The 23,018-nt window shown below is 68.0% G+C and carries 19 protein-coding genes; 12 read left to right on the top strand and 7 right to left on the bottom strand.

Annotated elements, in window-relative coordinates; genetic code table 11:
- Nucleotide 1: 1 nt before the first annotated feature.
- Nucleotides 2-661: an HAD family hydrolase gene (locus D187_RS32460; RefSeq protein ID WP_002627964.1), complete on the bottom strand. Its 660-nt coding sequence runs from the start codon at nucleotides 659-661 to the stop codon at nucleotides 2-4.
- Nucleotides 662-1,191: 530 nt separating this feature from the next.
- Between D187_RS32460 and D187_RS32455 the strand changes: the two genes are divergently transcribed.
- From D187_RS32455 to D187_RS32440, 4 genes are all read left to right on the top strand, one after another.
- Nucleotides 1,192-1,998 carry an alpha/beta fold hydrolase gene (locus D187_RS32455; protein ID WP_002627963.1) on the top strand — a complete coding sequence of 269 codons (807 nt, stop codon included), beginning with the start codon at nucleotides 1,192-1,194 and terminating at the stop codon, nucleotides 1,996-1,998.
- Nucleotides 1,999-2,003: 5 nt separating this feature from the next.
- Nucleotides 2,004-3,227: a sensor histidine kinase gene (locus D187_RS32450; RefSeq protein WP_281171805.1), complete on the top strand. Its 1,224-nt coding sequence runs from the start codon at nucleotides 2,004-2,006 to the stop codon at nucleotides 3,225-3,227.
- Nucleotides 3,228-3,558: 331 nt separating this feature from the next.
- Nucleotides 3,559-3,978 carry a sterol desaturase family protein gene (locus D187_RS52865; protein ID WP_002627961.1) on the top strand — a complete coding sequence of 140 codons (420 nt, stop codon included), beginning with the start codon at nucleotides 3,559-3,561 and terminating at the stop codon, nucleotides 3,976-3,978.
- 76 nt (nucleotides 3,979-4,054) lie between these two features.
- Nucleotides 4,055-7,324, top strand: a complete 3,270-nt coding sequence (locus D187_RS32440) for an alpha-L-rhamnosidase-related protein (protein ID WP_051256644.1) — start codon at nucleotides 4,055-4,057, stop codon at nucleotides 7,322-7,324.
- 129 nt (nucleotides 7,325-7,453) lie between these two features.
- Here the strand turns inward: D187_RS32440 and D187_RS32435 are convergent, their stop codons facing one another.
- Together D187_RS32435 and D187_RS32430 are read right to left on the bottom strand one after the other, a co-directional pair.
- Nucleotides 7,454-7,732: a hypothetical protein gene (locus tag D187_RS32435; protein WP_002627959.1), complete on the bottom strand. Its 279-nt coding sequence runs from the start codon at nucleotides 7,730-7,732 to the stop codon at nucleotides 7,454-7,456.
- Between the two features lie 266 nt (nucleotides 7,733-7,998).
- Nucleotides 7,999-9,054 carry an Rpn family recombination-promoting nuclease/putative transposase gene (locus D187_RS32430; RefSeq protein ID WP_076606269.1) on the bottom strand — a complete coding sequence of 352 codons (1,056 nt, stop codon included), beginning with the start codon at nucleotides 9,052-9,054 and terminating at the stop codon, nucleotides 7,999-8,001.
- Between the two features lie 235 nt (nucleotides 9,055-9,289).
- Between D187_RS32430 and D187_RS32425 the strand changes: the two genes are divergently transcribed.
- From D187_RS32425 to D187_RS32395, 7 genes are all read left to right on the top strand, one after another.
- Nucleotides 9,290-10,447: a hypothetical protein gene (locus D187_RS32425; RefSeq protein ID WP_002627957.1), complete on the top strand. Its 1,158-nt coding sequence runs from the start codon at nucleotides 9,290-9,292 to the stop codon at nucleotides 10,445-10,447.
- 115 nt (nucleotides 10,448-10,562) lie between these two features.
- A complete protein-coding gene (locus D187_RS32420) occupies nucleotides 10,563-12,251 on the top strand; it encodes an amidohydrolase (RefSeq protein ID WP_002627955.1) in 1,689 nt (562 codons plus the stop codon).
- Between the two features lie 94 nt (nucleotides 12,252-12,345).
- Nucleotides 12,346-14,988, top strand: coding sequence for a TonB-dependent receptor (locus D187_RS32415; RefSeq protein ID WP_051256643.1), 2,643 nt, complete (start codon nucleotides 12,346-12,348; stop codon nucleotides 14,986-14,988).
- Between the two features lie 231 nt (nucleotides 14,989-15,219).
- Nucleotides 15,220-15,807, top strand: coding sequence for a protoglobin domain-containing protein (locus D187_RS32410; protein ID WP_002627953.1), 588 nt, complete (start codon nucleotides 15,220-15,222; stop codon nucleotides 15,805-15,807).
- A complete protein-coding gene (locus D187_RS32405) occupies nucleotides 15,807-16,382 on the top strand; it encodes a redoxin domain-containing protein (protein ID WP_002627952.1) in 576 nt (191 codons plus the stop codon). The genes D187_RS32410 and D187_RS32405 overlap by 1 nt, the downstream gene beginning before the upstream one ends.
- An 18-nt stretch (nucleotides 16,383-16,400) precedes the next feature.
- A complete protein-coding gene (locus tag D187_RS32400) occupies nucleotides 16,401-16,676 on the top strand; it encodes a hypothetical protein (protein ID WP_002627951.1) in 276 nt (91 codons plus the stop codon).
- A 256-nt stretch (nucleotides 16,677-16,932) separates the two neighbouring features.
- Nucleotides 16,933-17,274, top strand: a complete 342-nt coding sequence (locus tag D187_RS32395; protein ID WP_051256642.1) for a polysaccharide deacetylase family protein — start codon at nucleotides 16,933-16,935, stop codon at nucleotides 17,272-17,274.
- A 49-nt stretch (nucleotides 17,275-17,323) separates the two neighbouring features.
- On the opposite strand, the gene D187_RS32390 is transcribed toward D187_RS32395, so the two are convergent.
- A complete protein-coding gene (locus D187_RS32390; protein ID WP_020918423.1) occupies nucleotides 17,324-18,919 on the bottom strand; it encodes a hypothetical protein in 1,596 nt (531 codons plus the stop codon).
- 350 nt (nucleotides 18,920-19,269) lie between these two features.
- Here D187_RS32390 and D187_RS32385 point away from each other — a divergent pair, with 350 nt between their 5' ends.
- On the top strand, nucleotides 19,270-20,598 hold the full coding sequence (locus D187_RS32385; RefSeq protein WP_162159723.1) for an APC family permease: 1,329 nt from the start codon (nucleotides 19,270-19,272) through the stop codon (nucleotides 20,596-20,598).
- A gap of 89 nt (nucleotides 20,599-20,687) precedes the next feature.
- On the opposite strand, the gene D187_RS32380 is transcribed toward D187_RS32385, so the two are convergent.
- From D187_RS32380 to D187_RS32370, 3 genes are read right to left on the bottom strand one after another with little or no spacing between them, the layout of a single operon-like run.
- Nucleotides 20,688-21,419, bottom strand: coding sequence for a hypothetical protein (locus tag D187_RS32380; RefSeq protein ID WP_002627947.1), 732 nt, complete (start codon nucleotides 21,417-21,419; stop codon nucleotides 20,688-20,690).
- Entirely contained in the window at nucleotides 21,416-21,937 is a 522-nt protein-coding gene (locus tag D187_RS32375; RefSeq protein WP_002627946.1) for a hypothetical protein, read from the bottom strand. Before D187_RS32375 ends, D187_RS32380 begins: the two co-directional genes overlap by 4 nt.
- The gene (locus tag D187_RS32370) at nucleotides 21,934-22,941 is read right to left on the bottom strand and encodes a gluzincin family metallopeptidase (RefSeq protein ID WP_155893745.1); all 1,008 of its coding nucleotides are present in this window, start codon (nucleotides 22,939-22,941) and stop codon (nucleotides 21,934-21,936) included. The genes D187_RS32375 and D187_RS32370 overlap by 4 nt, the downstream gene beginning before the upstream one ends.
- Nucleotides 22,942-23,018: the final 77 nt, after the last annotated feature.

Genomic DNA, 23,018 nt, shown 5'->3' with positions numbered 1-23,018 from the left:
ACTAGAGCACCTGGAGGAGCTCGTCGACACGGCTCACGGTGAGGGTGGGGGGAGGCAGCCCTCTGGGCCAGTCGCGCCCGCCGGAAACCCAGCAGGAGGCCATTCCCACAAGGGTCGCCCCGGCGATGTCGCGCACCGGGTCATCCCCGACGTGGAGCGCCTCCGCTGGAGCGCAGCCGACGTGCGCGAGCGCCGCGGTGAAGATGCGCGGGTCCGGCTTGCTCGCGCCCACCTCGCCGGAGAGGAAGACATCGGGCAGCACGTCCTCGAGTCCCGCGCGCGCGAGCTTGGCGCGCTGCATGCGCGAGGAGCCGTTGGACACCACGATCACCTTGAAGCGGGCCTTCACCCACTCCACGAGCGAGCGGATGCCCGGCTGGGGTTGGACGAAGGAGGGCAGCCGGTGGGCGAAGTCCTCCCCGAGCGCCTCCGCGGAGAGGGACAGGCCCGGGAAGGCGAGGGTGACCTGGCGGAAGAAGAGGGTCCGTTCGGTGTGGCCCCTCGCATCGAGCGCGTGCAGGGTGGCCACATCCGTGTCCCGGCGCTCCGGGGGGAAGGCGGCCGGGTGGCGGGAGCGGAGATCCTCGAGGTAGCGCGCGAAGGCTCCGGCACGGTCGATGAGGGTGTCATCGAGATCGAAAAAGACGGCCCGGGGCCGCATCAGTGAAGCTCCTCCCTCCAGGGGAGGCCCAGGATACGCCGCGCTTCGTGGTCCCGGCCAGTTCGTCACGAGTCAATGCCAGTGCACCCGCCATTCCGGTGCATCAGCTGGGTCCGCGCGGTTGTCTCTGCACTCCTGTTTCCGGCCCGAGTGTTGTCTGGCTTTGACGAGAAGCCTCGAGAGCCGGACAGGACGGACACGCTCAGGCCCGGGCTGACCATCAAGCGCTGGAGCCCCTGCACGAGGCCCAGGTAGCGGCGGGTGAGTGCCGCGCTGTAGGTGAGGTATTCCAGGTTGACCTGGGTTGAAATTTTTCCGGAAAACGACAGAAACTGCGGCTCTCGGACTGTCAGGTGGGCAATCCGGCAGGAATTGAGAAAAGTGAATGAGTTGAAGAAGTCGACCAGTCAGTGGAAGGAGTGCTCCCTATCGCACAATTTTTCACGCCTCCGGTTCACAACGCGGCCGGATTGCAGCACAAACATCTTCTCTCCCCGTGAAGGGGAGGGCTCCCCCGGGCCTCGAACGACATGAACTCGAACATTCTCGTTAGAAACAACGTCAAGCTCATGGGCCAGGGGTCGCGCACGATGTTGTTCGCGCATGGCTTCGGTTGCGACCAGAACATGTGGCGCTTCGTGGCCCCGTCCTTCGCCGAGGACTACCGGCTCGTCCTGTTCGACTACGTCGGCTCGGGCCGCTCGGACCTCCGGGCCTACAACCCCGAGCGCTACTCCAACCTGAACGGCTACGCGCAGGACATCCTCGACATCTGCGCGGCGCTCGACCTGAAAGACGTCATCCTCGTCGGGCACTCGGTCAGCGCCATGATCTCCCTGCTGGCCGCCGTCAAGGAGCCCCAGCGCTTCCACCGCCTCGTCCTCGTGAGTCCCTCGCCCCGCTACGTCAACGAGCCCCCCGACTATGTGGGCGGCTTCGAGCGCAAGGATCTCGAGGAACTCCTGGACACGATGGACAGGAATTACATCGGCTGGGCGAGCCTCCTGGCGCCTCTCGTCATGAGGAACCCGGACCGGCCGGAGCTCACCTCGGAACTCCACGAGAGCTTCTGCTCCACGGATCCCATCATCGCCCGGCGGTTCGCGGAGGTGACGTTCTTCGCGGACAACCGGCGGGATCTGCCCAATCTGACGGTGCCCTCGCTCATCCTCCAGTGTTCGGAGGATCTGCTCGCGCCCGTCTCGGTGGGCCAATACGTCCACCGCCACCTGCCCCGGAGCACCCTGCGCATCATGCGGGCGACGGGACACTGCCCCCACATGAGCGATCCGGAGGAGACCTCTGGACTCATCAAGGAGTACCTGTGCTCGGCGTGAAGCCCATGCCCACCTTCCCCATGGAGGAGCTGCTGCGCTGCGCGCCGTGCGGCCTCTTCTCGTACAACGGCGATGGCGCGCTCGTGGCCGTCAACGACACGGTGCTGGACCTCCTGGGTTACACCCGCGACGAGCTGCTGGGCCGTCCCATGACCCAGCTCCTGTCGCTCGCGGGCCGCATGTTCTGCGAGACCCACGTCTTCCCGCTGCTGCGCATGCAGGGCCGGGCGGACGAGATCCAGATCCCACTGCGCTCCAAGGGGGGCGAGTCCATCCCCGTGCTCCTCAACGCCGTCCGCAAGGATCATGAGGACGGCGTGCTCCATCACTGCGCGTTCATGTCGGTGCGCGAGCGCGGCAAGTACGAGGACGAGCTGATCAAGTCCAAGCGCAAGGCGGAAGAGGCGCTGCGGGGCAACGATGCGCTGAACCGGGCCCAGCAGGCCGTGGAGGTGCATGCCCGGGATCTCGACCAGAAGATCAGCCAGCTGGAGCAGCGCAACCAGGAACTCACGCGCGTGAGCACCGCCCTGGCGCAGGATCTGCGGCAGCCCGCCCGGCAGCTGGCCATGTTCGCCTGTCTCTTCACCCGGGAGGATCGGGAGGGGCTGTCGGTGACGGGCCAGCATTCGCTCGAGCGCATCAAGACCGTCAGCGTGAAGATGGAGCAGCTGGTGATGGGGCTGCATCAGTTCATGGCGCTGGACGTGCTCGACGAGCCGATCGAGGACGTGGATCTGCTCGAGATCCTGGGCAGTGCCCGGCATCGGGTGTTGGAGATGGGCGGGCCCCCCACGTTGGCGTTGCGGTGCGATCCCCTTCCCGTCATCCAGGGCCGGCGGCGTCAGTTGATGCTGCTCTTCTTCCACCTGCTCGACAACGCGGCGAAGTTCCGCAAACCCCGCGGGGAAGCCCGGCTCGACATCGGGTGCCAGCTCATCCAGCACAACAGCTTCCGGTCCATGAAGGACAAGTATCACTACACGGACTTCGCGCGGATCACCTTCACGGACAATGGGATTGGCTTTGACTCCCTCCACCGCGGCCATGTGTTCGAGGTGCTCAGGAAGATGAACCCGGATACTCCCGGCATAGGGGTCGGGCTCGCCATCTGCCGCAAGGTGGTGGAGAACCACAACGGCTCCATTTCGGTCGAGTCGGAGCCGGGTCGCGGTACCCAGTTCACGATCCTCCTGCCCTTGAAGCAACAGAGCAGTGCGCCCGGGTGAGTGACGCTCCTCCCTGGAAGCGCGTCGCCCTCTTCACCGTGCTGAACCCCCCTCCCTCGGGCCTCACCGAAATATCGGTGGAACCATCGACACCGAAGTTTCGGTGGGACTCTCCACCATCCTATCGGTGAGGGCTTCGTCCTATATTCCACTCCAGGGCATCAACATCCGACGAGCCCGTACGAAGCCAGCGCTCAGCGGGCCGCTGGCTTCCGTGATTCAAGGAGCAATTCGCGGCATGGCCAGGAACGTGGCAATCAAGGTGCTCAGGGGGCTCGCCATCGGCAGCGCGGTAGCATCGTGGTGCTGAACAGCGGGCACGACCCTGATCGTGCTGGGCACCGTCTGGCGCTTCCATGCCGTGCACCACTCGGTGGAGCACCTGGACTGGGTGGCGGCACATCGCGAGCACCCGCTGGATGGGCTCACCACGCAGTGGGTGTGTAACCTGCCGGCCTTCGTGCTGGGCATCCCGTTGGGGCCACTGACCATGGTGGCCGCCTTCCGGGGGATGTGGGCCATCTTCATCCACTCCAATGTGCGGCTGCCGCTGGGCCTACTGGGCTTACTCTTCGGCGCACCCGAGTTGCACCACTGGCACCATGCGCGCGTCGAGCAGACCCGGCGGTGGATGAGACCAGAATCCCCTGATGGGGATGCCCATCCCGTCTGGACGAAGGAGACACGGGGACGAGCCATGGGTTGGTCGACTTTGTCGGTTAATTCTTGGAAAGCACTTATTTCGGCTTGAGTTTTCCCCGCCCATTCGTCAATGGTGCACGGTCCGTGTGGTGGCCTGGTTCACCGCGCACTTTCCCGGAGGCACCATGCAGTCTCATTGGGTCCCCTCGCGTTTCGTGGCGACCATCCCCCTCGTGGCGCTCGTGGTCGTGGCGGCCTGCGGCGGCAACGTTGAACCTGACGTGCCGCTCGCGCGAGAGGAGGCCATGCTCGCCGCCGGGAACTGCCTCAACCTGGTGGCGGAGTCGGGGGTCTCTGGTGGCGGTCCGGCGGGATACACGAAGTGCGCGGACGAGAACGGCACCTGCACCTTCACCCAGCCCGTGGACGTGGCCTACGGCGCCAAAGGCAGCTACCTGTACCGGGATGGCGTCACGGGCTCCATCACCTTCAACAGCACGACCTTCAATGGCGATCCCAGCCCCAACGTCGCGAAGTCCGGCTACTACCGGAGCGCGGGGGGTCCGGCGGGCTACACGAAGTGCGGAGACGAGGGGAGCACGTGCTCCTTCAGTCGCGGCGTGGATGTCGCCTTCGGGGCGCACGGCCTGTTCAATTACAAATGTGGTGTCACGGGCAATGTCGTCGCGAGCACCGACAACTTCGGCGATCCGATCTTCGGGTCGGTCAAGGCCGCCTACTACCGGAACTCCGGGGGTCCCGCCGGATACACCTGGTGCGCCGACGAGAACGAGACGTGCAAGCTGAGCGCGACCTCGGACGTGGCGTATGGCGCGAACGGCAGCTTCTTCTACAAGTCTGGCGTCAGCGGGGCGATCACCGCCGACAACGCCACTTTCGGCGACCCCATCTCGAACGTCCCGAAGTCGGCGTACTACCGGGTCTCCGCCACGCGCAACGGCCCGGCCGGGTTCACGTGGTGCGCGGACGAGCGCGGGACCTGCTCGTTCACCCAGCCCGTGGACGTGGCCTACGGTGCCAACGGCGGCTTCGCCTACAAGTACGGGGTCTCCGGAACGGTCAGGTTCGACAACCCGGACTTCGGCGATCCGGCGCCCAACCAGACCAAGGCGGGTTACTACCGGGCGGCCAGCGCCGGAACGGGCGACTGGAGCGCGCAGTGGATCTGGCTGCCCCAGGATCGTCCGAACAACACCTGGATGCGCCTGCGCAAGAAGGTCACGCTCTCGCAGAAGCCGACCAGCGCCTCCGTCCGGCTCGCGGCGGAGAACAAGTACTGGCTGTACATCAACGGACAGCTCGTGGTCCCCGATGGCGGGCTCGACCTGCGGCCGGACCTCACGAACACCTACTACGACGCGCTGGACATCGCCCCCTACCTGAACGCCGGTGACAACGTCATCGCCGCGCTCGTCTGGTACAAGGGCGGGCTCGAGGGCTACTCGCAGAAGATGACGAGCGACGGCGGGTTTCTCTTCGAGGCCGCCCTGACGGGTGCGACGCCCGCGAAGATCGTCTCGGACGGCACGTGGAAGGTGGCGAAGCACCCGTCGTTCGCCCGGACCGGGCAGCAACAGCAGTGGCAGGACATCAAGTGGGTCGAGTACCCGGTGGTCTACGATGCGCGCAATGAGCCGGGGGACTGGACCGCGCTCTCGTACGACGACCGCATCTGGTCGTCCGCCACGCCTCGGGGCACGCCGCCTTCCGCGCCCTGGAACAGGCTCGTCCATCGCACCATCCCGATGCTGAAGAACTCGGGGCTGACGCCATACACCAACCAGGCGAGCCTCCCGACGTCGCTGTCGTCCAACACCACCTTCACGGCCGACGTGGGCAACAACCTCCAGGTGAATGCCTATTTGAAGGTGAACGCGCCGGCCGGGGTCACCATCACCCTCCGGATGAACAAATACTACCAGGAGCAGTATGTCACCCGGGGGGGAGTCCAGGAGTACACGACGTATCAGTGGCAGAACACGAACGGACAGCTCTGGTCCAAGCACAGCGTCGAGTACTCGTTCACGAACGTCACCGGCCCGGTGCAGCTCCTGGAGCTCAAGTACCGGCCGCTCGGCTACAACACCGAGCCGATCGGCAGCTTCTCGAGCAGCAACCCGCGCCTGAACACGCTCTGGGCCAAGAGCCGGAACACGTCCTACGTGTGCATGCGCGACCAGTTCTATGACTGCCCGGATCGGGAACGCGGCCAGTGGTGGGGCGACGTCGCGGAGCAGATCCTCTACTCGTTCTACCTGTACGACGACCGGGCCGCGCTGCTCGCGAAGAAGGGGTTCCGTGAGCTCTTCAACACCCAGAAGGCCGACGGCTCGCTGTACACCACCGCGCCGGGGACGCTCTTCCATCTCCCGGACCAGAACATGGCGGCCGTCGACGCGCTCGGGCTGTACTACCTGTACACCGGCGATCGGGCGCTGGTGGCCGAGCTCTACCCGAAGGTCGCGACCTTCATCAAACAGTACGTGGCGACGGCCCGGAACACTGACGGCCTGCTGGTGCTGCGCAGCGGAGTCTGGAATTGGATCGACTGGGGCTCCAACCTCGACGTGCAGACCGGGAGCGCCAACACGGTCGCCAACGGCCTGTTCGTCCGGCTCCTGGAGACCGGCAAGCTGCTCGCACAGGCGACTGGGAACAGCTCCGACGTGAGCTATTACCAGTCACTGCAAGACGCGGTGAGGGCGCGCTTCAACCAGTACTTCTGGAGCAGCGGCTCCAACGCGTACGTCTTCGGCCTCCTGAACGGAGTGCAGTCGAGAACCATCGATGACCGCTCCAGCGCCTGGGCCATCCTCGCCGGCACGGCGGATGCCTCCCGGCTTCCCGGGGTCCTGCAAGTGCTGAGGACGAAGGTGAACGCCAGCCCGTACCAGGAGCGGTTCATCGAGGAGGCCATGTTCCAGGCGGGAAGCGACACCGAGGCCATCAACCGCATGCTGAGCTACTACCAGCCGGACATCGACTCGTGGTCGCAGACCATGTGGGAGCGAATGGGGAGCTCGGAAGACACGAACAACCACGCCTGGGCGGCGAGCCCCGCCTACCTCCTCGGCGCCTTCGTGGCCGGGGTCAGGCCCACCGCGCCGGGATGGACCTCGTACCAGGTCACGCCGCTGCTCGGCACCCTCACCTCGGTGTCCGCGACGGTGCCGTCGCCGCGGGGGTCCATCACGGTGGCGCATACCCTGTCGGCTGGCAGCTACGTGCTGAACCTGACGTCACCGGCCGGCACGCAGGCCCTGGTGGGCATCCCCAGCAAGCAGCCCTGGACGTCGGTCAGCGTCAACGGTGTCACGGTGTGGCGCCAGGGGCAGTTCGTGGATGGGGCAGCCGGGGTCAGCCAGGCTGGCGCCGACAGCGCGTACATCAAGTTCAACGTCACCCCTGGAACCTGGCGCTTCGTCGCGCAATGACACCTCCGAGAGGGTGTCGAAGAACTTGAGCTGCACGGCGCCTCGGAGCAGGTCGCGGTCCGGGCGGGCTCCGCGGGGGGGGGGCCTTGCCCCCGCCGGCTCGACTCCGCGTGAGGTCTGGCCTGAAGCCTACTCACACTGCCAGGTGCCGCCGATGCACCGGCAATAGAGCCACTCGCAGTAGTTGGGGAGGTAGCAGCGACGGCTGACGGTGGTCGAGCAGGCCTTGCCCGCGACGTTCTCACACCAGTTCGAGGACGGGCCCGGCTCACAGAGGTTCTGCTCCCGCGTCTCGACATTCGCGGCGGGGGCCTCGGCGGCGGCCGGCGTCTCGAGCTCCTCCTGGCTCATGCCACACGCCATCAGGGACAAGGACATCGCCAGCAGAACAAGGGTGTTTCGCAGCATCGTTGGAGTTCCTTTTGGGCAGGTATTTCTGCCTGATACGAGTTTACACGAGTTGGTTGGGCCTGAGCCATGAGTGCCCACGCGTGAAGCACGTAGCCAGTTGCAGAGAACGAACGGCGGTGGGACAGCCGGCCTTGTCCAGAAGCAGGAAGAGGGGGCGCCCGGGATGGTGCGCTCGCAACAGTTGGAGGAAGGCCTGGAAGTCCTCCTGACGCAGAGAGGGGCGCTGGAGAACGACACGGTGGCCGGTGAGCGGATTGAGAACTCTACTGCGTCAGGTCGTCCAGCACGTCGGCGAGGGTCGTGGCGTTCAGGGCCCGATCGAACCAGCGGTCGAGGGTCGCCAGCTCCGTGCAGGTGAGGATGCGCTGCCGGGCCGCTTCGTCGACGTACAGACCCCGCGTGGCGAGAACCCGCAGGACGTACTCGGCACGCCCTCGGATCAGACCCTCTTCCCGGCCCTCTTCCCGGCCCTCTTCCCGGCCCTCTTCCCGGCCCTTCGTCAGACCTTGTTGGCGACCACGCTCGATGAGTTCCTCGCCATAGCTCCGCATCAGCTCCTCCGCTCGTTGCTCATCCAGCACCGAATGTAACACCCGCCCGGTGGCTTCATGGACGGCCGCGTCCCCGATCCACAGCAGGTAGCGGATGAGCACCACCAGGTGTTCGGCCCCCTCGTGGGCTGTCTGCACCTGCGTGAAGAGCGCCACCCACTCAGGCAACTTCTGGGCCAGCTCCTCGGTACGCCCGTAGCGCAGCACCAGCCAGGCCAACCGGGCCAGCGGTGGGCCTGGGCGCGCCCTCAGCGCCTCCTCCCGCTCGGCGGTCAGGTCGTCCAAGAGGTATTCGAAGCGCGGCACCAGCGCTCGCCACCGCGCTCGCTGTTCCTCCTCTCCATCCGGAAGGTCGAAGAGGTCTTCCACCCGGCGCGGAGCCGTCCAGGCTCCGTCTGGCCCGTGGTACATAACGAGTGGGATGACGAGGGGGAGCAGCGCACTTTCCGGATGCTCTTGGTGCCAGCGCTCCACCTGGCGCACCACGTAGCGCAGCATGCGCAGCGCCATCCACCTGTTCACCGTGGACTGATGCTCCAGCAGCACGTACAGCAGCAGCGGGCGACCCGTGTTCAGTCGAGCCGTGAAGAGCAGGTCGCTCTCGGTCTCGCGTAGCTCCGGGTCCACCACGCTGCCGGGCTCTCGCCGCAAGGATGCCCAATCCACCTCGGAGACGACATGCGGGGGCAGGACGGCGCGCAGTTCGGCCGCCGCCCGCTCGGGGTGGCCAAAGGTGTAGCGGGCGAAGAGGTCATGCGGTCCAGACATGGCGAGCCGCGCTCCAAGCATGCGGCGGGCCAATGTCTCCGGAACGAGTCCTGTGACACCTTCTTCGGGCCGGTGGCGATAGCCGATGCCGAAGCGCACGTGGCCCGTCTCGCCGAAGAGGTGATCGCGCGCGATCATCACGCGTCTGTCCTGCGCTGGAAACTCCTACCTCCACCTCCCTGGGCGCGCTGGCGCCGCGTGCAGACCCTCTTGCGCGCGGAAAGGGAGGGGAGGGATGCGAGAGGGCGCGTGGGGACTGCTGCTGGGCGCGTGGCTGTGCGCCTGCGGCGAGGGGGACGGCGGCGGCGAGGGCGCGCTGCCGGTGGACAGTGCGGGGCCCTGGAGCCAGGAGGCGGTGCTCGACTACTCGAAGCAGTTCGCCGTGGGCACGCCCCAGTCGGTGGGCCTGGACGAGGGCGGCAACCTCTGGCTCCTGGACGGCGCGCGAGTGGGCGTGCTGCGCCCCGGAGACAGCCAGCCCACCTGGACCTCCGGCGTGGGCCAGGCGGGCAAGGGCTTCCGCTCCAGCGTGGTGTGCGGCGGCGGCGCGGGGCGCGCCTACGTGGGCTACCTCGCCGAGGACCTTGAGCAGCCGCGTCGCGACGACCTGGACGATCCCGTCTTCCTCGAGGGCGACCTGGACGTGGTGCGCCTGCGGCCGGACGGCGGCGTGGCGCTGGAGCAGCACCTGGTCATCCGCAACACGAACGACCCGCACTACGACGAGGACCGCTCGGTGCTCACCTGCGTGCGTGTGGCGCGCGGGGCCTTTCGCGGCGAGCTCTACCTGGGCACCAACCACGGCGTCACGCGCGTGCGCGGGCTCGACTACAACGCGCACCGCCACCCCGTCTTCAAGAACGCGAGCGGCTCCCTGCGCATCGGGTACACCTACGCGGTGGGGCTCGCACAGGACGGCGACGTGCTGGTGGGCAACGAGTGGAAGGTGGGCATCGTCACCCCGCCCGCCTCGCTCGGCGACTGGGACGACCTCGCGAAGGTGCCCTGGAAGCTGGACACCTACGTGGAGGCGCTGGGGAGCCAGGAGGACATGGATCTGTGGCGCGGCTTCGTGCAGACGAAGGACGGCGCCTACTGGCTGGGCAGCGCGAAGTACGGCGTCTGGCGGCTCACCCCCTCCCCGCGCGCGTACGAGCGGCTCGAGGGCCTGCCCACCCAGCGCATTCGCGCGCTCGCCGCCACCCCGGACGGCGCGCTGCTGGTGGGCACCGAGGACCGAGGCCTGTGGCGTCGCGCGCCGGATGGCACGCTCGCGCGCGTGGAGGGCGTCGCGGGTGAGCGCGTGCTGCAACTGATGGTGGACGACGGCCTGCGTCCCGCGATGGTGCTCGCGCTCACCGAGCAGGGGCTCACGGTGCTGCGCGTGAGGTAGCAGTCGGCCTGGCGAGTGGGCTTGCCGCGGTGACGTGGCTCTCGCTTTCGCTCCAGAGTGCGCCAGAGTGCGCCGCCACCGGCCCCGGCCTCCGGGGCCTTGCGAAAGGTGAGCGATGCACGGTTTGAAGTCCTTTCTGGGCGCGGTCCTCCTCGTCACGTGCGCGGCCGGTTGTGCCCGGCATGCGCCGGAAGCGAAGCAGGCCTCCTCTTCTTCCACTCCCACCGTGTATGTCGCGCGGCGTGTACGGACGCTCGATGCGGCGCGGCCGCTCGCCGAGGCGCTTTCCGTGCGCGCGGGGAAGGTGCTCGCGGTGGGCACCCGGGACGAGGTGCTCGCCGCGGCGGGCGCGGGGGCGCGGGTGGTGGACCTGGGCGACGTGACGGTGGTGCCCGGCCTCACCGATGCGCACGGGCACCTGTCGGGCCTCGGCGCCAGCCTCGCCGCGGTGGGCCTGGAGGGCACGGCGTCGCGCGAGGAGGTGCTCGCTCGCGTGACGGCCGCCCCCTCCTCGGCGTGGCAGGGCGACTGGTTGATGGGCCGGGGGTGGGACCAGAACGACTGGCCGGAGAAGAGCTTCCCCGGGCGGGCGGAGCTGGACGCGAAGCTGCCGCGGACGCCCGTGGTGCTCGAGCGCGTGGACGGCCATGCGCTGTGGGTGAATGGCGAGGCGCTGCGGCGCGCGAGGATTGGCAAGGACACGCCGGACCCGGCGGGAGGCCGCATCCTGCGAGGGCCGGACGGTGAGCCCACGGGCGTGCTCGTGGACAACGCGATGAACCTGGTGCTCGCGGTGTTGCCGCCGCCCACGGACGCGCAGTGGGAGGCGCGGCTGGCCGCGGCGCTCGCGCGCTGCGCGGAGGTGGGGCTGACGGGGGTGCACGACGCGGGCATGGACCTGCGGACCTACCGGTTGCTGCGGCGCTGGGACGAGGAGGGCAGGCTGCCGTTGCGCGTCTATGCGATGGCGGAGGGCCAGGGCGCGGACCGCGAGACGTACCTGCGCGAGGGCCCCTTCCAGGGCCGGATGCTGACGATGCGCTCGGTGAAGCTGGTGCTGGACGGGGCACTGGGGAGCCGGGGCGCCGCGCTGCACGCGCCGTACAGCGACGAGCCGGGCCACCGCGGGCTGCTGCTGCTGACGCCCGAGGAATACGAGGCGCGGGTGAAGGCCTTCATGTCGCGTGGCTTCCAGGTGGCCACGCACGCGATTGGGGACCGGGCGAACACGCTGGTGTTGGAGACGCTGCTGCGCGAGGCCGAGGCCACGGGGACGCGCCACCTGCGGCACCGGGTGGAGCATGCGCAGGTGATGAGGCCGGAGGACATTCAGCGGCTGGGCCAGAACGGCTTCGTGGCGAGCATGCAGCCCACGCACGCGACGAGCGACATGCCGTGGGCGGAGCGGCGTGTGGGCGCCGAGCGCATCCAGAGCGCGTACGCCTGGCGGAAGCTGAAGGAGTCGGGGGCGCCGCTGGCGCTCGGCAGCGACTTCCCGGTGGAGCGCCCGGACGTGCTGCGGGGGCTGTACGCGGCGCGCACGCGGCAGGACGCCGAGGGCCAGCCCGTGAGCGGATGGTTTCCCGAGCAGCGGCTGAGCGGCGAGGAGTCGCTGGAGGGCTTCACGGTGGGAGCGGCCTGGGCGGCGTTCGCGGAGAACGAGCGGGGGCGGCTGAAGCCGGGGATGGACGCGGACTTCGTGGCGTTCTCGGTGGACCCGGTGGAGGCGCCGCCGGCGGACCTGCTCGAGGGGCGGGTGAAGCTCACGGTGGTGGCCGGCACCGAGGTCTACCGGGCCCCGTAGGACGCACTTCCGACATTGAAAGCCAGGGGTTTTGGCTAAGCTCCTGTCTTTCTTGTCGGGGGTCAGCATGCACCTGGTGCGGATGCTTTGGAGAATGGGAGTCATCCTGGTCGTGGGCCTGTCGTTCACGGCCGCGGCTCTCACGGACTCCGAGCTCACGGGGACCGTGCTCGCCACCGGGACGAAGCAGCCGCTCCCGGACGTGGTCGTGACCGCGACCTCGGAAGCCCTGGAGGGCGAGCGGGTCGTGGTGACGGATGCCCAGGGCCAGTTCCGCATTCCCGCCCTGCCGCCGGGTGTCTACCTCCTTCGGTTCGACAAGGAGTCTTTCGAGCCGTTCTGGCACACGGAGATTGACCTGCGCCCGGAGCAGACCGTCCAGGTCAACGCGGAGTTGTCTGGCGGAGACGCCAGGGAGATCGTGCTCCCGTACGTCGGGTCGCCCACCCTCGATGTGTCCTCGGCCACCACGGGCCAGGCTGTCGAGTGGGGTTCTATCCATCACCTCGCGGTGAGCCCGCCGTCGGTGAGCGGCGCGTCGCGTTCCTTCGGGTCCCTCGCCGGGCTCGTCCCGGGCACGCAGCCCGAAGGGGGCGGCTTCTCCATCCATGGGTCCTCTCCCTGGGAGAACGGGTACGTGGTGGACGGCCTCTCCACCCAGGACCTGGAGTTCGGTGCCAACGCCAGCCCCCTGAGCGTCGAGTTCCTCCAGGACTTCGAGGTCATCACCGGCGGCTACATGCCTCAGTACGGCCGCGCCATGGGAGGCCTCCTCCAGGCGCGGACCCGGTCCGGCTCCAACGAGTTCCACGGCTCGCTCTTCAGCAACTGGGTGCCGGGTTTCCTGGAGGGGCTCCGCACGCCCGTCTCCGATCTGAACTCGATCGTCTCCGGGCGCAGGGCGCTCCAGCACGAGGGCGACGTCGGTGCCACCCTGGGCGGCCCGCTCGTGAAGGACAAGCTGTGGTTCTTCGCCGGTGTGGCTCCCGCGCTCTCCCGTTACGAGTACACGCGCGCCTTCACCAAGTTCGGCACGAACACACCGATTCCTGGCTCCTCGCGCATGTACCTCCTCGAGGATCGCCGCCTCCAGGCGATGGGCAAGCTCACGTATCTGTTCAATCAGGACCACCAGGTGACGCTGTCGGTCATCACCACGCCGGGCCGCTCAGGGATAGAGGAGGTGCCGGGCGCACCCACGGGGGTCGAGGGTCCCGTCGCGAGCTTGAGAGGGCCCGAAGACAACAACTTCACGACGACCCAACTCCAGTATGCCGGTGTGTTCCTGAACAAGCGGCTGCGGGTCGATGCCTGGTTGGGTGGGTCCCAGCAGACGACCGACATCCAGCCCGTTTCGGAGAACGCCACCGTCGACCGCGAGGTCATGGAGCGCTACCAGGCCAGCGCCCAGGCCACCTGGCTGCTGCAACTCGCTGGCACTCACGTGCTCAGGTGGGGCGTGGACGGGGAGTTCGACCGGGTCTCGTCGTTGCCGGGTGGAGGGGAGGTCATCATTCGGAGTGACAGGGCCACGGGTTTCCTCCAGGACAGCACGCTCTCTCCGGAAGAGCGCTACACCAACAACCTCCTCGGTGGCTTCGTGCAGGACAGTTGGACGCTGTCCAACCGCGTGACGGTGAACGCGGGCGTCCGCTACGACACGCCGGAGGGCGCGCTGACCTTCGCGCTCCGCGACCAGCTCTCACCGCGTATCGGCCTGGTCGTGGAGCCGCTGGCCCAGGGCGGGATGAAGCTCTTCGCCCACTACGCGAAGTACCGCGGCCAGTTGCCGCTCGGCCTGATGGAGGTGGCCTTCCCACCAGGCGCAGGGGATTTGATGCCGGTCGACCCCTCCCTCCTTCCGCCCTCGTCCACCGAGCTCGTCGCGGGCGCCGAGTACGAGGTGCTCTCCGACACCCGGCTGAGCGCCTACTACACCCACCGCCGTCTCGACTCGGCCATCGAGGTGCTGGACATCGACAGTTACGCTTCCGCCTTCCTGGGCAACCCGGGCCTGGGGCTCGCCGACCACCTGCCGAAGGCGGAGCGCACCTACGATGGGGTGACGCTGGTGCTCAGCCGCACCTTCCGCGATGGCTGGCTGGCCCAAGCCAGCTACACCTGGTCGCGCCTGTATGGCAATTATGTCGGCCCCGTCAGGGAGGACGGGACGGTCTTCCCGTCCGACCTCGGTTTCAGCTACCCGCTGGAGAACCAGAGAGGTCTTCTGCCGTATGACCGCCCGCACACTCTCAAGCTCTTCGGCGCCAGGGTGTTCCACCTCACCCGTGAAGTGTCCGCCAGCCTTGGCCTGTCCTATCTCGGCCGCTCGGGCACTCCCATCAACTACCTGGGCGGGCACGCGATGTACGGGCGGGACAAGGTCTTCATCCTGCCGCGCGGCTCATCCGGGGAGCGTACCCCGTGGGTTCACAACATCGACTCCAACGTGGGGGTGAACTACCGCCTCGGTGGGGACACGGTGGTGTCTTTCACCTTGGACGTGTTCAACCTCTTCAATTTCCAACGAGCGACGCGGGTGGATGAGCTCTACGCCAATGAGCACGTGTTGCCGCTCGAGACGCCGGTGCCGGACGGGGGGTTCGTCACTCCAGGCATGATCAAGACGGTTGGGGGCGAGCCGCTCACCCCGGACAAGGTCAACCGGAACTTCAAGCGGCCCTTGGCGTACCAGGCGCCCCGGCAGGTGCGCCTCGGTCTCCGCTACACCTTCTGACCCTGTCTTCCTGTCGTACTTCAAGCCGTGGGATGCCGTCTTCACCTTCCTTCTCCTGGCGGCACGGGCGAGGACGGATCGACTTCCAGGGACGTAACACCGGCCCAGTCTGCTTCGTGAAACCGGCTCTTTCGAGGGTGCCGGTAGCGCTCTACCTTCCGTCTCACACAGTTCGCGGCCATTCCGGCCGACGGCGACAGCGGAGCTTTGCTCCACGAAGGAGACGAAGAAATGAGCGACATCCCCGGCTATACCCATGGCACCCCGTCCGTTGCGCGTTCACCTGTGTCCCTCACCGACTTCGAGAAGATGAAGGCCAGCGTCCTGTTCGGCGAAGAGGACGTGAAGTACCTCCGCATGTCGCACGACATCGTGAAGGGGCACGTCGAGGCGATCCTCGACGTCTGGTACGGGTTTGTTGGGAGTCAGCCGCATCTGCTCGCCTCGTTCAGTGGAAAGAAGGACGGCAAGCCCCTGGGCGACTACCTTGGCCTCGTCCGCAAGCGCTTCGGCCAGTGGATTCTCGATACGTCGCTTGCCCAGTACGACCAGGCCTGGCTCGACTACCAGCACGAGATCGGCCTGCGCCACCATCGGGTGAAGAAGAACAAGACCGACGGAGCCCCCTCGACGGACGTCGTGCCCTTTCGGGACCTGTTCGCGCTCATCTTCCCGGTGACCTTTACCCTGCGCCCCTTCCTGGCCAGGCAGGGCCATTCCGCGGAGGACGTCGAGAAGATGTCCGCGGCGTGGCTCAAGTCCTGCCTGTTGCAGGTGACGCTCTGGGCCCACCCCTACGTCAAGGACGGGGACTTCTAATGACGTTGCGCCCCGCTCCCGCGTGGCGGACGACCGCCTGGCTCAACACGCCTCAGCCGCTCTCCCTCGAGCGACTTCGCGGCAAGGTCATCCTCCTCCACGCATTCCAGATGCTCTGCCCTGGCTGCGTCGCCCGAGGCATTCCGCAGGCACAGCGCGTCGCTGAAGTCTTCGCGGGCGCGCCGCTCGTCGTGGTCGGGCTGCACACGGTCTTCGAGCACCACGAGGCCATGAAGCTCGAGTCCCTTCGGGCGTTCCTCCACGAATACCGGGTGAAGTTCCCGGTGGGCGTGGACGCACCGGGCGAAGCCGGAGATCCCATCCCGCAGACAATGAGCGCGTACGCCATGCGGGGAACGCCGACGACGGTGTTGATCGACGCGCAGGGACGTCTTCGCCGGCAGATCTTCGGTGTTCATGACGACCTGTGGCTAGGCGCCGAGCTGCAGTCCCTGCTGCTCGAGGCTCATCCGGGCCCGGCGTTCGATGTGCGGCGGTCTAAAACCCAGGTGCTTCCCTCCGCTGCCTGTGACGACAGCGGCTGTGCTGCGCCCTCGGATGCCGCGCCGGACTGACACGGCCTTTTGCTCGGTGTGACCGTCGCGAACGCCACGCCGACCAACGCCACCCTGTCCGTCACCGCCACCGGACGTTCGGGTCCCACCATCACCTCGAACCCGACGGGCATCTATTCCTCCGTGGGGCTTCCCAGCTCGGGGACGTTCGTCGCGGGCAGGCAGATCACCTTGTCGGTGGACAGCGGCCGGTCGGCCATCTGGTCCGGCGCGTGCTCCTCCGGCGGTCAGAAGCGCACCTCGTGCACCTTCACGCTGACGGGCAACGCGAGCGTCACGGGCAACATCCAGTAGCCGGCCGTCCGCGTCGCGGCGTCGGGTGTCGTCAGGTACGCCAATACCCGGCGCCTGCCTCCACACCAGGCACAGGTGCCGCACGTCCAACGACAACGTGACGGTGCCGACCGGGGGAGCGCCGGTGGCAACGGGCTCTCCGCCCAAGGGCTGAGCGGTTCCCACTTGCGTCTCTGCTAGTTTCCCAGCCGGTCTCGCCACGCGGCCCAGGAGGAACGATGAGCGCAAGCGACGGTATCGATCTAGAGATGCCTATTTGAGTCACATCCGCCAGCGAGCCCTCGCCTATCGCGACTTGTCGCGGAAGCTGCAGGGCCGGGATATCGCGCAGGTGATTCTCATGCACCACAACCTGATCAACGCGATGTGGCTGGACGATGTGATTGCGATGTTCAGGCAGATGGGGTGGACCATCACCACGCCGCAGGCGGCGTTCGCCGACCCGATATATGCGCTCGCGCCGGATCGTCCGGTCGCAGGGCAAAGCCTGCTGCTGTCGATGGCCCGCGTGCTGGGCCTCGGCAGGCTCGAGGGATGGGAACGGCTGGTAGATGACGGCGATTACGAAATCGCCGCGCTGGCTGCGAAAGGATTATAGGAAAAGAGGGCCCCGAGGGGCCCTCCTGCATTGGCAACGTGCCGCGGCATTACTTCAACGCGCCCGCCGGAATCTCGATCACGTACGTGTCGACGTCCGTGTCGCTGCCACTGCCCCAGTTGGAGTTGAAGACAACCCGGGTGAAGTCGCGGTTGACGCTGGCGACCGGCGTAGTCCAGTAACCGTTCGGCGTGGAGCGGTGGTGCGCCAGCGTGTAGACCGTCGGGTTGGCCTTCAGCTGCACGGCCATCACCTTGCGGTGCAGCCACTGCAGCGAGCCGCCACCGTCGCTATAGGTGCTGACCACCACCCAGCCGGGCCTGGCGAACGCCTTGCCCGAGACGTGCAACGCTGTCGCAGTGCCGCTCAGGTATGTCGAGAACAGCGCCGTGCGCACGCCCGTGCGCAGGTTCACCATGAACACGTCGCCCGCGTTGGAGCCGTAGTCGATGGCCACGTAGACATCGTCGCCATTGGCGTCCAGCGCGAGGTCCGAGTGCTGGGACATCGCGAGCAGCTGGGTCTTCGTGCTGAAGTCCCGCGAGAACGCCACCGTGCCCCGTGCACCGTCGCCGGACACCACACAGTGGTTACCGCTGGGGGACATGCTCACGTGGTCGGGACGCTCGCCCTGGGTGTCGTACGTGCCCAGGATGGTGTCGGTGTCGCGGTCCCAGGTGAACACGCCAGCGCTGATCCAGTCGTTCGCGTCGACCATGAAGCACCAGTAGCGTCCGTTCGCCGAGGGGGAACCTTCCGACTTCGTCCATGCCGCCATCGCGGCCGGCCACCTGGCTTTCAACCGTGCGCCAAAGTCGCCCACGACGCGGGAGGTCCCGGTCGAGACGTTCAGCTCGTGGAGCTTCATGCCGATGCCAACGGTGGGCAGGTAGTACAGCAGGTCCGGATTCGTCGGGTGCCATTGCGGCTCCGCGTCACCCCCCGGGCCCGACAGCTTCTTCAGGCGCACGTGGGTGTTGGCGTCATACACATGCCAATACCCATCGAGGGCGGCCACCAGCTGCTTCGTGCTGTTCGCGTTGAAGGCCTGCCGGCGCGAGTAGTCGTTTCGGGCAAAGCCCGACACGCCGTCAGCGGTGTGGTCGGTGGCGCGTACGACGCATGTCTTGTAGGTGGGCTCCGAAACCGCCACGCCCTTGGCGGGCTTCGCCACCGTGGGAATGGGGTTGGCCTGGCGGGTGCTGGTGAGCGCGAAGTCAGGGGCATAGAACGAGGCACACGCGGGGCTGAGCGCCTGCTCCGGCACGGGAGCAGGCTGCGTGCTGCGCTGGCACGTCTTGAACTGACCAGGCGCCGGGTCCGGATTGAAGAAGCAATACACGCTGCCCGCGGCCAACTCTCGAGTGACCCAACTATCACCTAGACCGAATCTGACCGTCGACGGCTTGTCCAGCGTGAAGGTCTGATACTGGTTCGCCACCGTCTCCCATCCCTCCGCGGCGAGTGCGGAGCCAGCCGACTCGGAGTCGGGCACGGCTTCGGCTGCCGGTGGTGCGGACTCGGGGAGTGGCTCCGAGCCAGAAGGCGTGCCGCTGTCGGCCGTTCCGCCGCCACAGCCCACCAAGGCGAGGCACACCAGCGCCGCCCTCAACACCACCATGTCGCACTTCAAACCAGGATTCATGTCGAACACTCCAGCGTTGCCACCCGTAGGCGGCTCTTGGCCATGCCTGTCTCCCCGCGTGCGAAGGATGGACGCAGGGACACAAGCGCGAGCGCGCACCTCGACCACGGCCACCCGTGGCCCCGCTCGCCCTCTCCCTGTTGGACGCAGGCAGCTCGCGGTTCTTGCACGGAAACCCGAAAAAAGAGGATGCCGGGCCGGTGGCTATAGCCGATGCCGAAGCGCACATGGCCCGTCTTCCCGAAGAGGTGATCACGCGCGAGCATCACGCTCCAGGAGGAGCGAGGTAGACGCCGTCGCCCGGTCGGTGGAGAGGCCGCGCGGCCCCTCGAGGTAGTATGAGCGCCTCCATGACGCCTTCTCCCCCTCTCGCGAGACGCACGCGCGCCATCGGCCTGGGCGGTCTGCTCGCGCTCGCGCTCAATGGAGTGATTGGCTCGGCCATCTTCGCCCTCCCCGCGCAGGTGGCGGGGCTGTTCGGCGCGGCGGCCCCGGTGTCCTACTTCGGGGTGGCGCTGGTGACGCTGGCCATCGTCCTGTGCTTCGCGGAATTGGGCAGCCGCTTCGAGCGCGACGGAGGCCCGTACCTCTATGCGCGCGAGGCGTTCGGCCCCTTCATCGGGTTCCAGACGGGCTGGGTCTTCGCGCTCAGCCGCCTGGCGTCGGTGGCGGCCATCTCCCATGCCAGCGCGGCCTACGCGGGCCACCTCCTCCCGTGGCTCGCCACTCCGTTGGGGCGGGGGCTGTACATCTCGCTCACCCTGCTCGCGCTCACGGGCCTCAACGTGCTTGGCGTCCGCCAGGGAGCGCTGGCCGTGGTGCTGCTGGCCATCGGCAAGCTGCTGCCGCTCGGCCTCTTCGTGGCGGTGGGATTGTGCTCCGCGCCGGCCGCGCAACCCAGCCCGGCGGTGCTGCCGTCCCCGAGCGGTGCGGTGGACGCCGCGCTGCTGCTCGTCTTCGCCTTCGGGGGCTTCGAGACGGCGAGCATTCCGACGGAGGAAATGGTGTCACCGCGCCGACACCTGCCGGTGGCGCTCGTCGCGTCCCTGCTGCTCACCACGGGGGTGTACGCGTCCATCCAGTTCGTCGCGCAGCGCGCGGTGCCGGACATCGCCCGCTCCCCGGCTCCCCTGGCCACGGCGGCCGAGGCGCTCCTCGGAGCCCCGGGTGCCCTCCTCATCGGACTGGGCGCGGTCATCTCCACGCTGGGCACCACCAGTGGGAATCTGCTCGTCGCCCCGAGGCTGTTGCACGCCCTGGCCTCCCATGGACAGCTCCCGGCGGTGCTCGCCCGGCTGCATCCGCGCTTCCACACCCCGCACGTGGCGGTGGCCCTCTTCGCGGCGTGTGCCTGGGCGCTGTCGCTCTCGTCCAACTTCGGGGCACTCGCGGCCGCGAGCTCGGTGGGCCGATTGATGGTCTTCGGAACGAGCTGCGCGGCGGTGTTGGCGCTGCGCCGCGAGTCGGCCTCGGATGCGCGGCGTGTCTTCACCGTGCCGGGTGGAGCGGCCGTGCCAGTGCTCGGGACATCCCTGTGCCTGCTGCTGCTCGCCGGGTGCTCTCGTACGCAGTTGCTCGCCACCGCCACGGTGGTGGGGACGGGCGCGTTGCTTCACGCGGTGGCCCGAGCCATGGCCGCGCGGAGCGCTGCCCGGCAGGTGCGGACCGGTCCCCAGTGAGTGGGTTCGACTCAAGGGGGCGGGTACCCTCTAGTTGGCTGCCTGGGACAGGGAGTTGGGGCGGCATGAGCCGCGCTCTTTCCGGGGGCTCAGCGCCAGTAGAGGTTGAAGTTTAGCACCACGGGCCCGATCGACTCGACCAGGAGGATGCCGGGCCGATGGCGATAGCCGATGCCGAAGCGCACGTGGCCTGTCTTCCCGAAGAGGTGATCGCGCGCGAGCATCACGCTCCAGGAGGAGATGCCGTCCAGCGCGAGCGTGCCCTCCAGCGGCCGGTTGTCGATGGCGCTCTGGGAGCGCGCGTGCTGGATGTTGAGCAGGGGTGCCTTCGCGGTGAGCAGGAAGGCGCCGCGCGAGTCGTGACGCGCCAGCGTGGTCTCCACGTGCAGCGCGTTGCTATCGGTCGACGTCCCGGCGAAGTCGAAGGCGAAGCGATGGTAGCCCGCCCCCAGGTGGAGATTCAGGTTGTCCGAGAGGGGCACCGTGCCGCGCACGGCCACGGGAATGGAGAGCACGTTGGCGTCGACGAGCCGGCCGATGGCCAGCCAGTACGCCCCGCCCTCCACGGACACGCGCAGCTCCGGCCGATCCAACACCTGCACCTTGGCGGACAGGTTGAGCAGGGTGAGGAGATAGGGCGCCACCTGGCTGGAGAGCTGAACGCGCGGCAGGACGCCGAACGCGAGCTGGCCGAAGAAGAGATCGAGCTGGGACTCCCCGGGCTCGAGCACGTCCGCGCTCACGTCCAGCAGGGCGTTGCGTGGGGTGGCGGCGAGCGCGGGCGAGCACAGGAGCAGCGGGACGAGAGCGAGGGCCTTCACGGTTCCCCTCCGAAGGTGAAGAGCGCGCCGATGCCCACGGAGACATCCATCCGCTGGGCGGCCCACACCAGATCCAGGCCGGTGCGCAGGGTGAGGGGCTCGAGGTGGATGTCCACCGCGGCGCCGCCGGAGAGGCCAATCCGCGCGGCGGTGGTGGACACGTGCGTGCCACCGCCGCCGAGCGAGGAGTGGAACACGGTGAGGGCCGGGCCGGCGGCGAGCACGAAGTCCGTGGTGCGCACGGGCAGGTGCAGCTCTGGACGCACGCTGAAGCGGTGGTAGCGCGTGACGACGGGGGCCACGGTGCCCTCGGAGGACCAGGCGAAGCGGTAGTCGCCGGACAGGGCCAGGTAGCGCCCCAGCTCGAACACGACGCGCGGGCCTCCGCTGAGCAGCCCCGTGCGATGGCCCGGGGCCTCCTGTCGCAGCAGCAGCGCCACGTCCACGCCCGCGCGAAGGGGAACGGCACCGGCCTGTCCGGCCAGCAGCACCCCGCCGAGCAAGAACCAGCGGCTCATGGCGCCACCTCGCAGGAGGTGAGGGTGGCGCTCAGGGGCTTCATCCGCTTCAGGAGGACGGCGCACGCGGCCTCGCGCTCCTCGAGGCTCAGGTGGGTCACCAGCGTGTTGGCGAAGGAGGCGAGGGTGAAGGTGTCCTTCTCGAACTTCAGCTCACGCAACGTGGCGAGCGTGGCCGTGAGCAGCCGCGAGCGGCCCTCCGGGGAGATGCGGCCCTGGGCGTCCTTGGGCCACAGCTCGTAGACGGCCCGGGCCAGCAGCGAGCCGTGGGCATGCGGCTCGAAGTCCTCTCCCAGGACGACCTCTTCCCGCCTCGTCTGGGTGTAGTCCCGCGGCTCGGCCATGTCGCGGTCGGCGTCGATGGTGGCGAGCACGAAGTCCGGGTCTCCCGTGGCAATCAGTCCGAACAGATCCGCCACGCCCTCGTGCATGGCGGACAGGTCGCGGCGGGTGGTGTCCCAGGAGGCGTCGCCCTCCCCCGGCGTGCTCTCCGCGTCACCGAACATCTCCTGTTGGATGACGGCGTGCCCGAACTCATGCGCCACCACGCCCTCGTTGAGCATCATGGGCAGGCCGTTGATCAGGAAGGAGGGGACGATGAGGAAGCACGGCCCCACGGAGGAGTAGGCCGCGTTGTCGGTGAGCTGCGCGCGGCCATCTCCGATGAGGATGTTGTCCAGGCGGGGGTAGTAGAGGACGTCCAGGCGGCGCCGCGGCACGTGGCCGTGGGCGCGCAGCAGCGTGGCCGTGCGATCCATGCTCCGGTACAGGCTGAGGGCATACAGCGAGTGCATGTCCGCCGGGACGAGGGTGCCGTCCGCCTCGCGCGTGTACTCCAGCGCGAAGGGCGAGCCGCGCTCGTAGCTGGAGGTCATCAACTCGGAGCCCCTGCGGAAGTCGACGTCGCGACCGCGCAGCTCCCGCAGGGACTCCAGGTTCTCCACCGGGTGCCGGCCGAGCGCGTACTGGCCCGTGGCCTCGTCGCGCGCGAAGACGTACGCCATCACCGTCCCGGAGGCATCCTCCGGGGCGCAGCCCTGCATTCCGAGTCCCAGGAGCGCCGGGCCGAGCAGGCCCCTCC

It is taken from the genome of Cystobacter fuscus DSM 2262 (assembly GCF_000335475.2).
Taxonomy (GTDB): Bacteria; Myxococcota; Myxococcia; order Myxococcales; family Myxococcaceae; genus Cystobacter; species Cystobacter fuscus.
This window is presented reverse-complemented; position numbering and strand designations above follow the sequence as displayed.

Coding starts and splice junctions, on each gene's coding strand:
- D187_RS32460 (WP_002627964.1), bottom strand. CDS start 661: ATGCGGCCCCGGGCCGTCTTTTTCGATCTCGATGACACCCTCATCGAC.
- D187_RS32455 (WP_002627963.1), top strand. CDS start 1,192: ATGAACTCGAACATTCTCGTTAGAAACAACGTCAAGCTCATGGGCCAG.
- D187_RS32450 (WP_281171805.1), top strand. CDS start 2,004: ATGCCCACCTTCCCCATGGAGGAGCTGCTGCGCTGCGCGCCGTGCGGC.
- D187_RS32440 (WP_051256644.1), top strand. CDS start 4,055: ATGCAGTCTCATTGGGTCCCCTCGCGTTTCGTGGCGACCATCCCCCTC.
- D187_RS32435 (WP_002627959.1), bottom strand. CDS start 7,732: ATGCTGCGAAACACCCTTGTTCTGCTGGCGATGTCCTTGTCCCTGATG.
- D187_RS32430 (WP_076606269.1), bottom strand. CDS start 9,054: ATGTCTGGACCGCATGACCTCTTCGCCCGCTACACCTTTGGCCACCCC.
- D187_RS32425 (WP_002627957.1), top strand. CDS start 9,290: ATGCGAGAGGGCGCGTGGGGACTGCTGCTGGGCGCGTGGCTGTGCGCC.
- D187_RS32420 (WP_002627955.1), top strand. CDS start 10,563: ATGCACGGTTTGAAGTCCTTTCTGGGCGCGGTCCTCCTCGTCACGTGC.
- D187_RS32415 (WP_051256643.1), top strand. CDS start 12,346: ATGGGAGTCATCCTGGTCGTGGGCCTGTCGTTCACGGCCGCGGCTCTC.
- D187_RS32410 (WP_002627953.1), top strand. CDS start 15,220: ATGAGCGACATCCCCGGCTATACCCATGGCACCCCGTCCGTTGCGCGT.
- D187_RS32405 (WP_002627952.1), top strand. CDS start 15,807: ATGACGTTGCGCCCCGCTCCCGCGTGGCGGACGACCGCCTGGCTCAAC.
- D187_RS32390 (WP_020918423.1), bottom strand. CDS start 18,919: ATGAATCCTGGTTTGAAGTGCGACATGGTGGTGTTGAGGGCGGCGCTG.
- D187_RS32385 (WP_162159723.1), top strand. CDS start 19,270: ATGACGCCTTCTCCCCCTCTCGCGAGACGCACGCGCGCCATCGGCCTG.
- D187_RS32375 (WP_002627946.1), bottom strand. CDS start 21,937: ATGAGCCGCTGGTTCTTGCTCGGCGGGGTGCTGCTGGCCGGACAGGCC.
- D187_RS32370 (WP_155893745.1), bottom strand. CDS start 22,941: ATGGCGTACGTCTTCGCGCGCGACGAGGCCACGGGCCAGTACGCGCTC.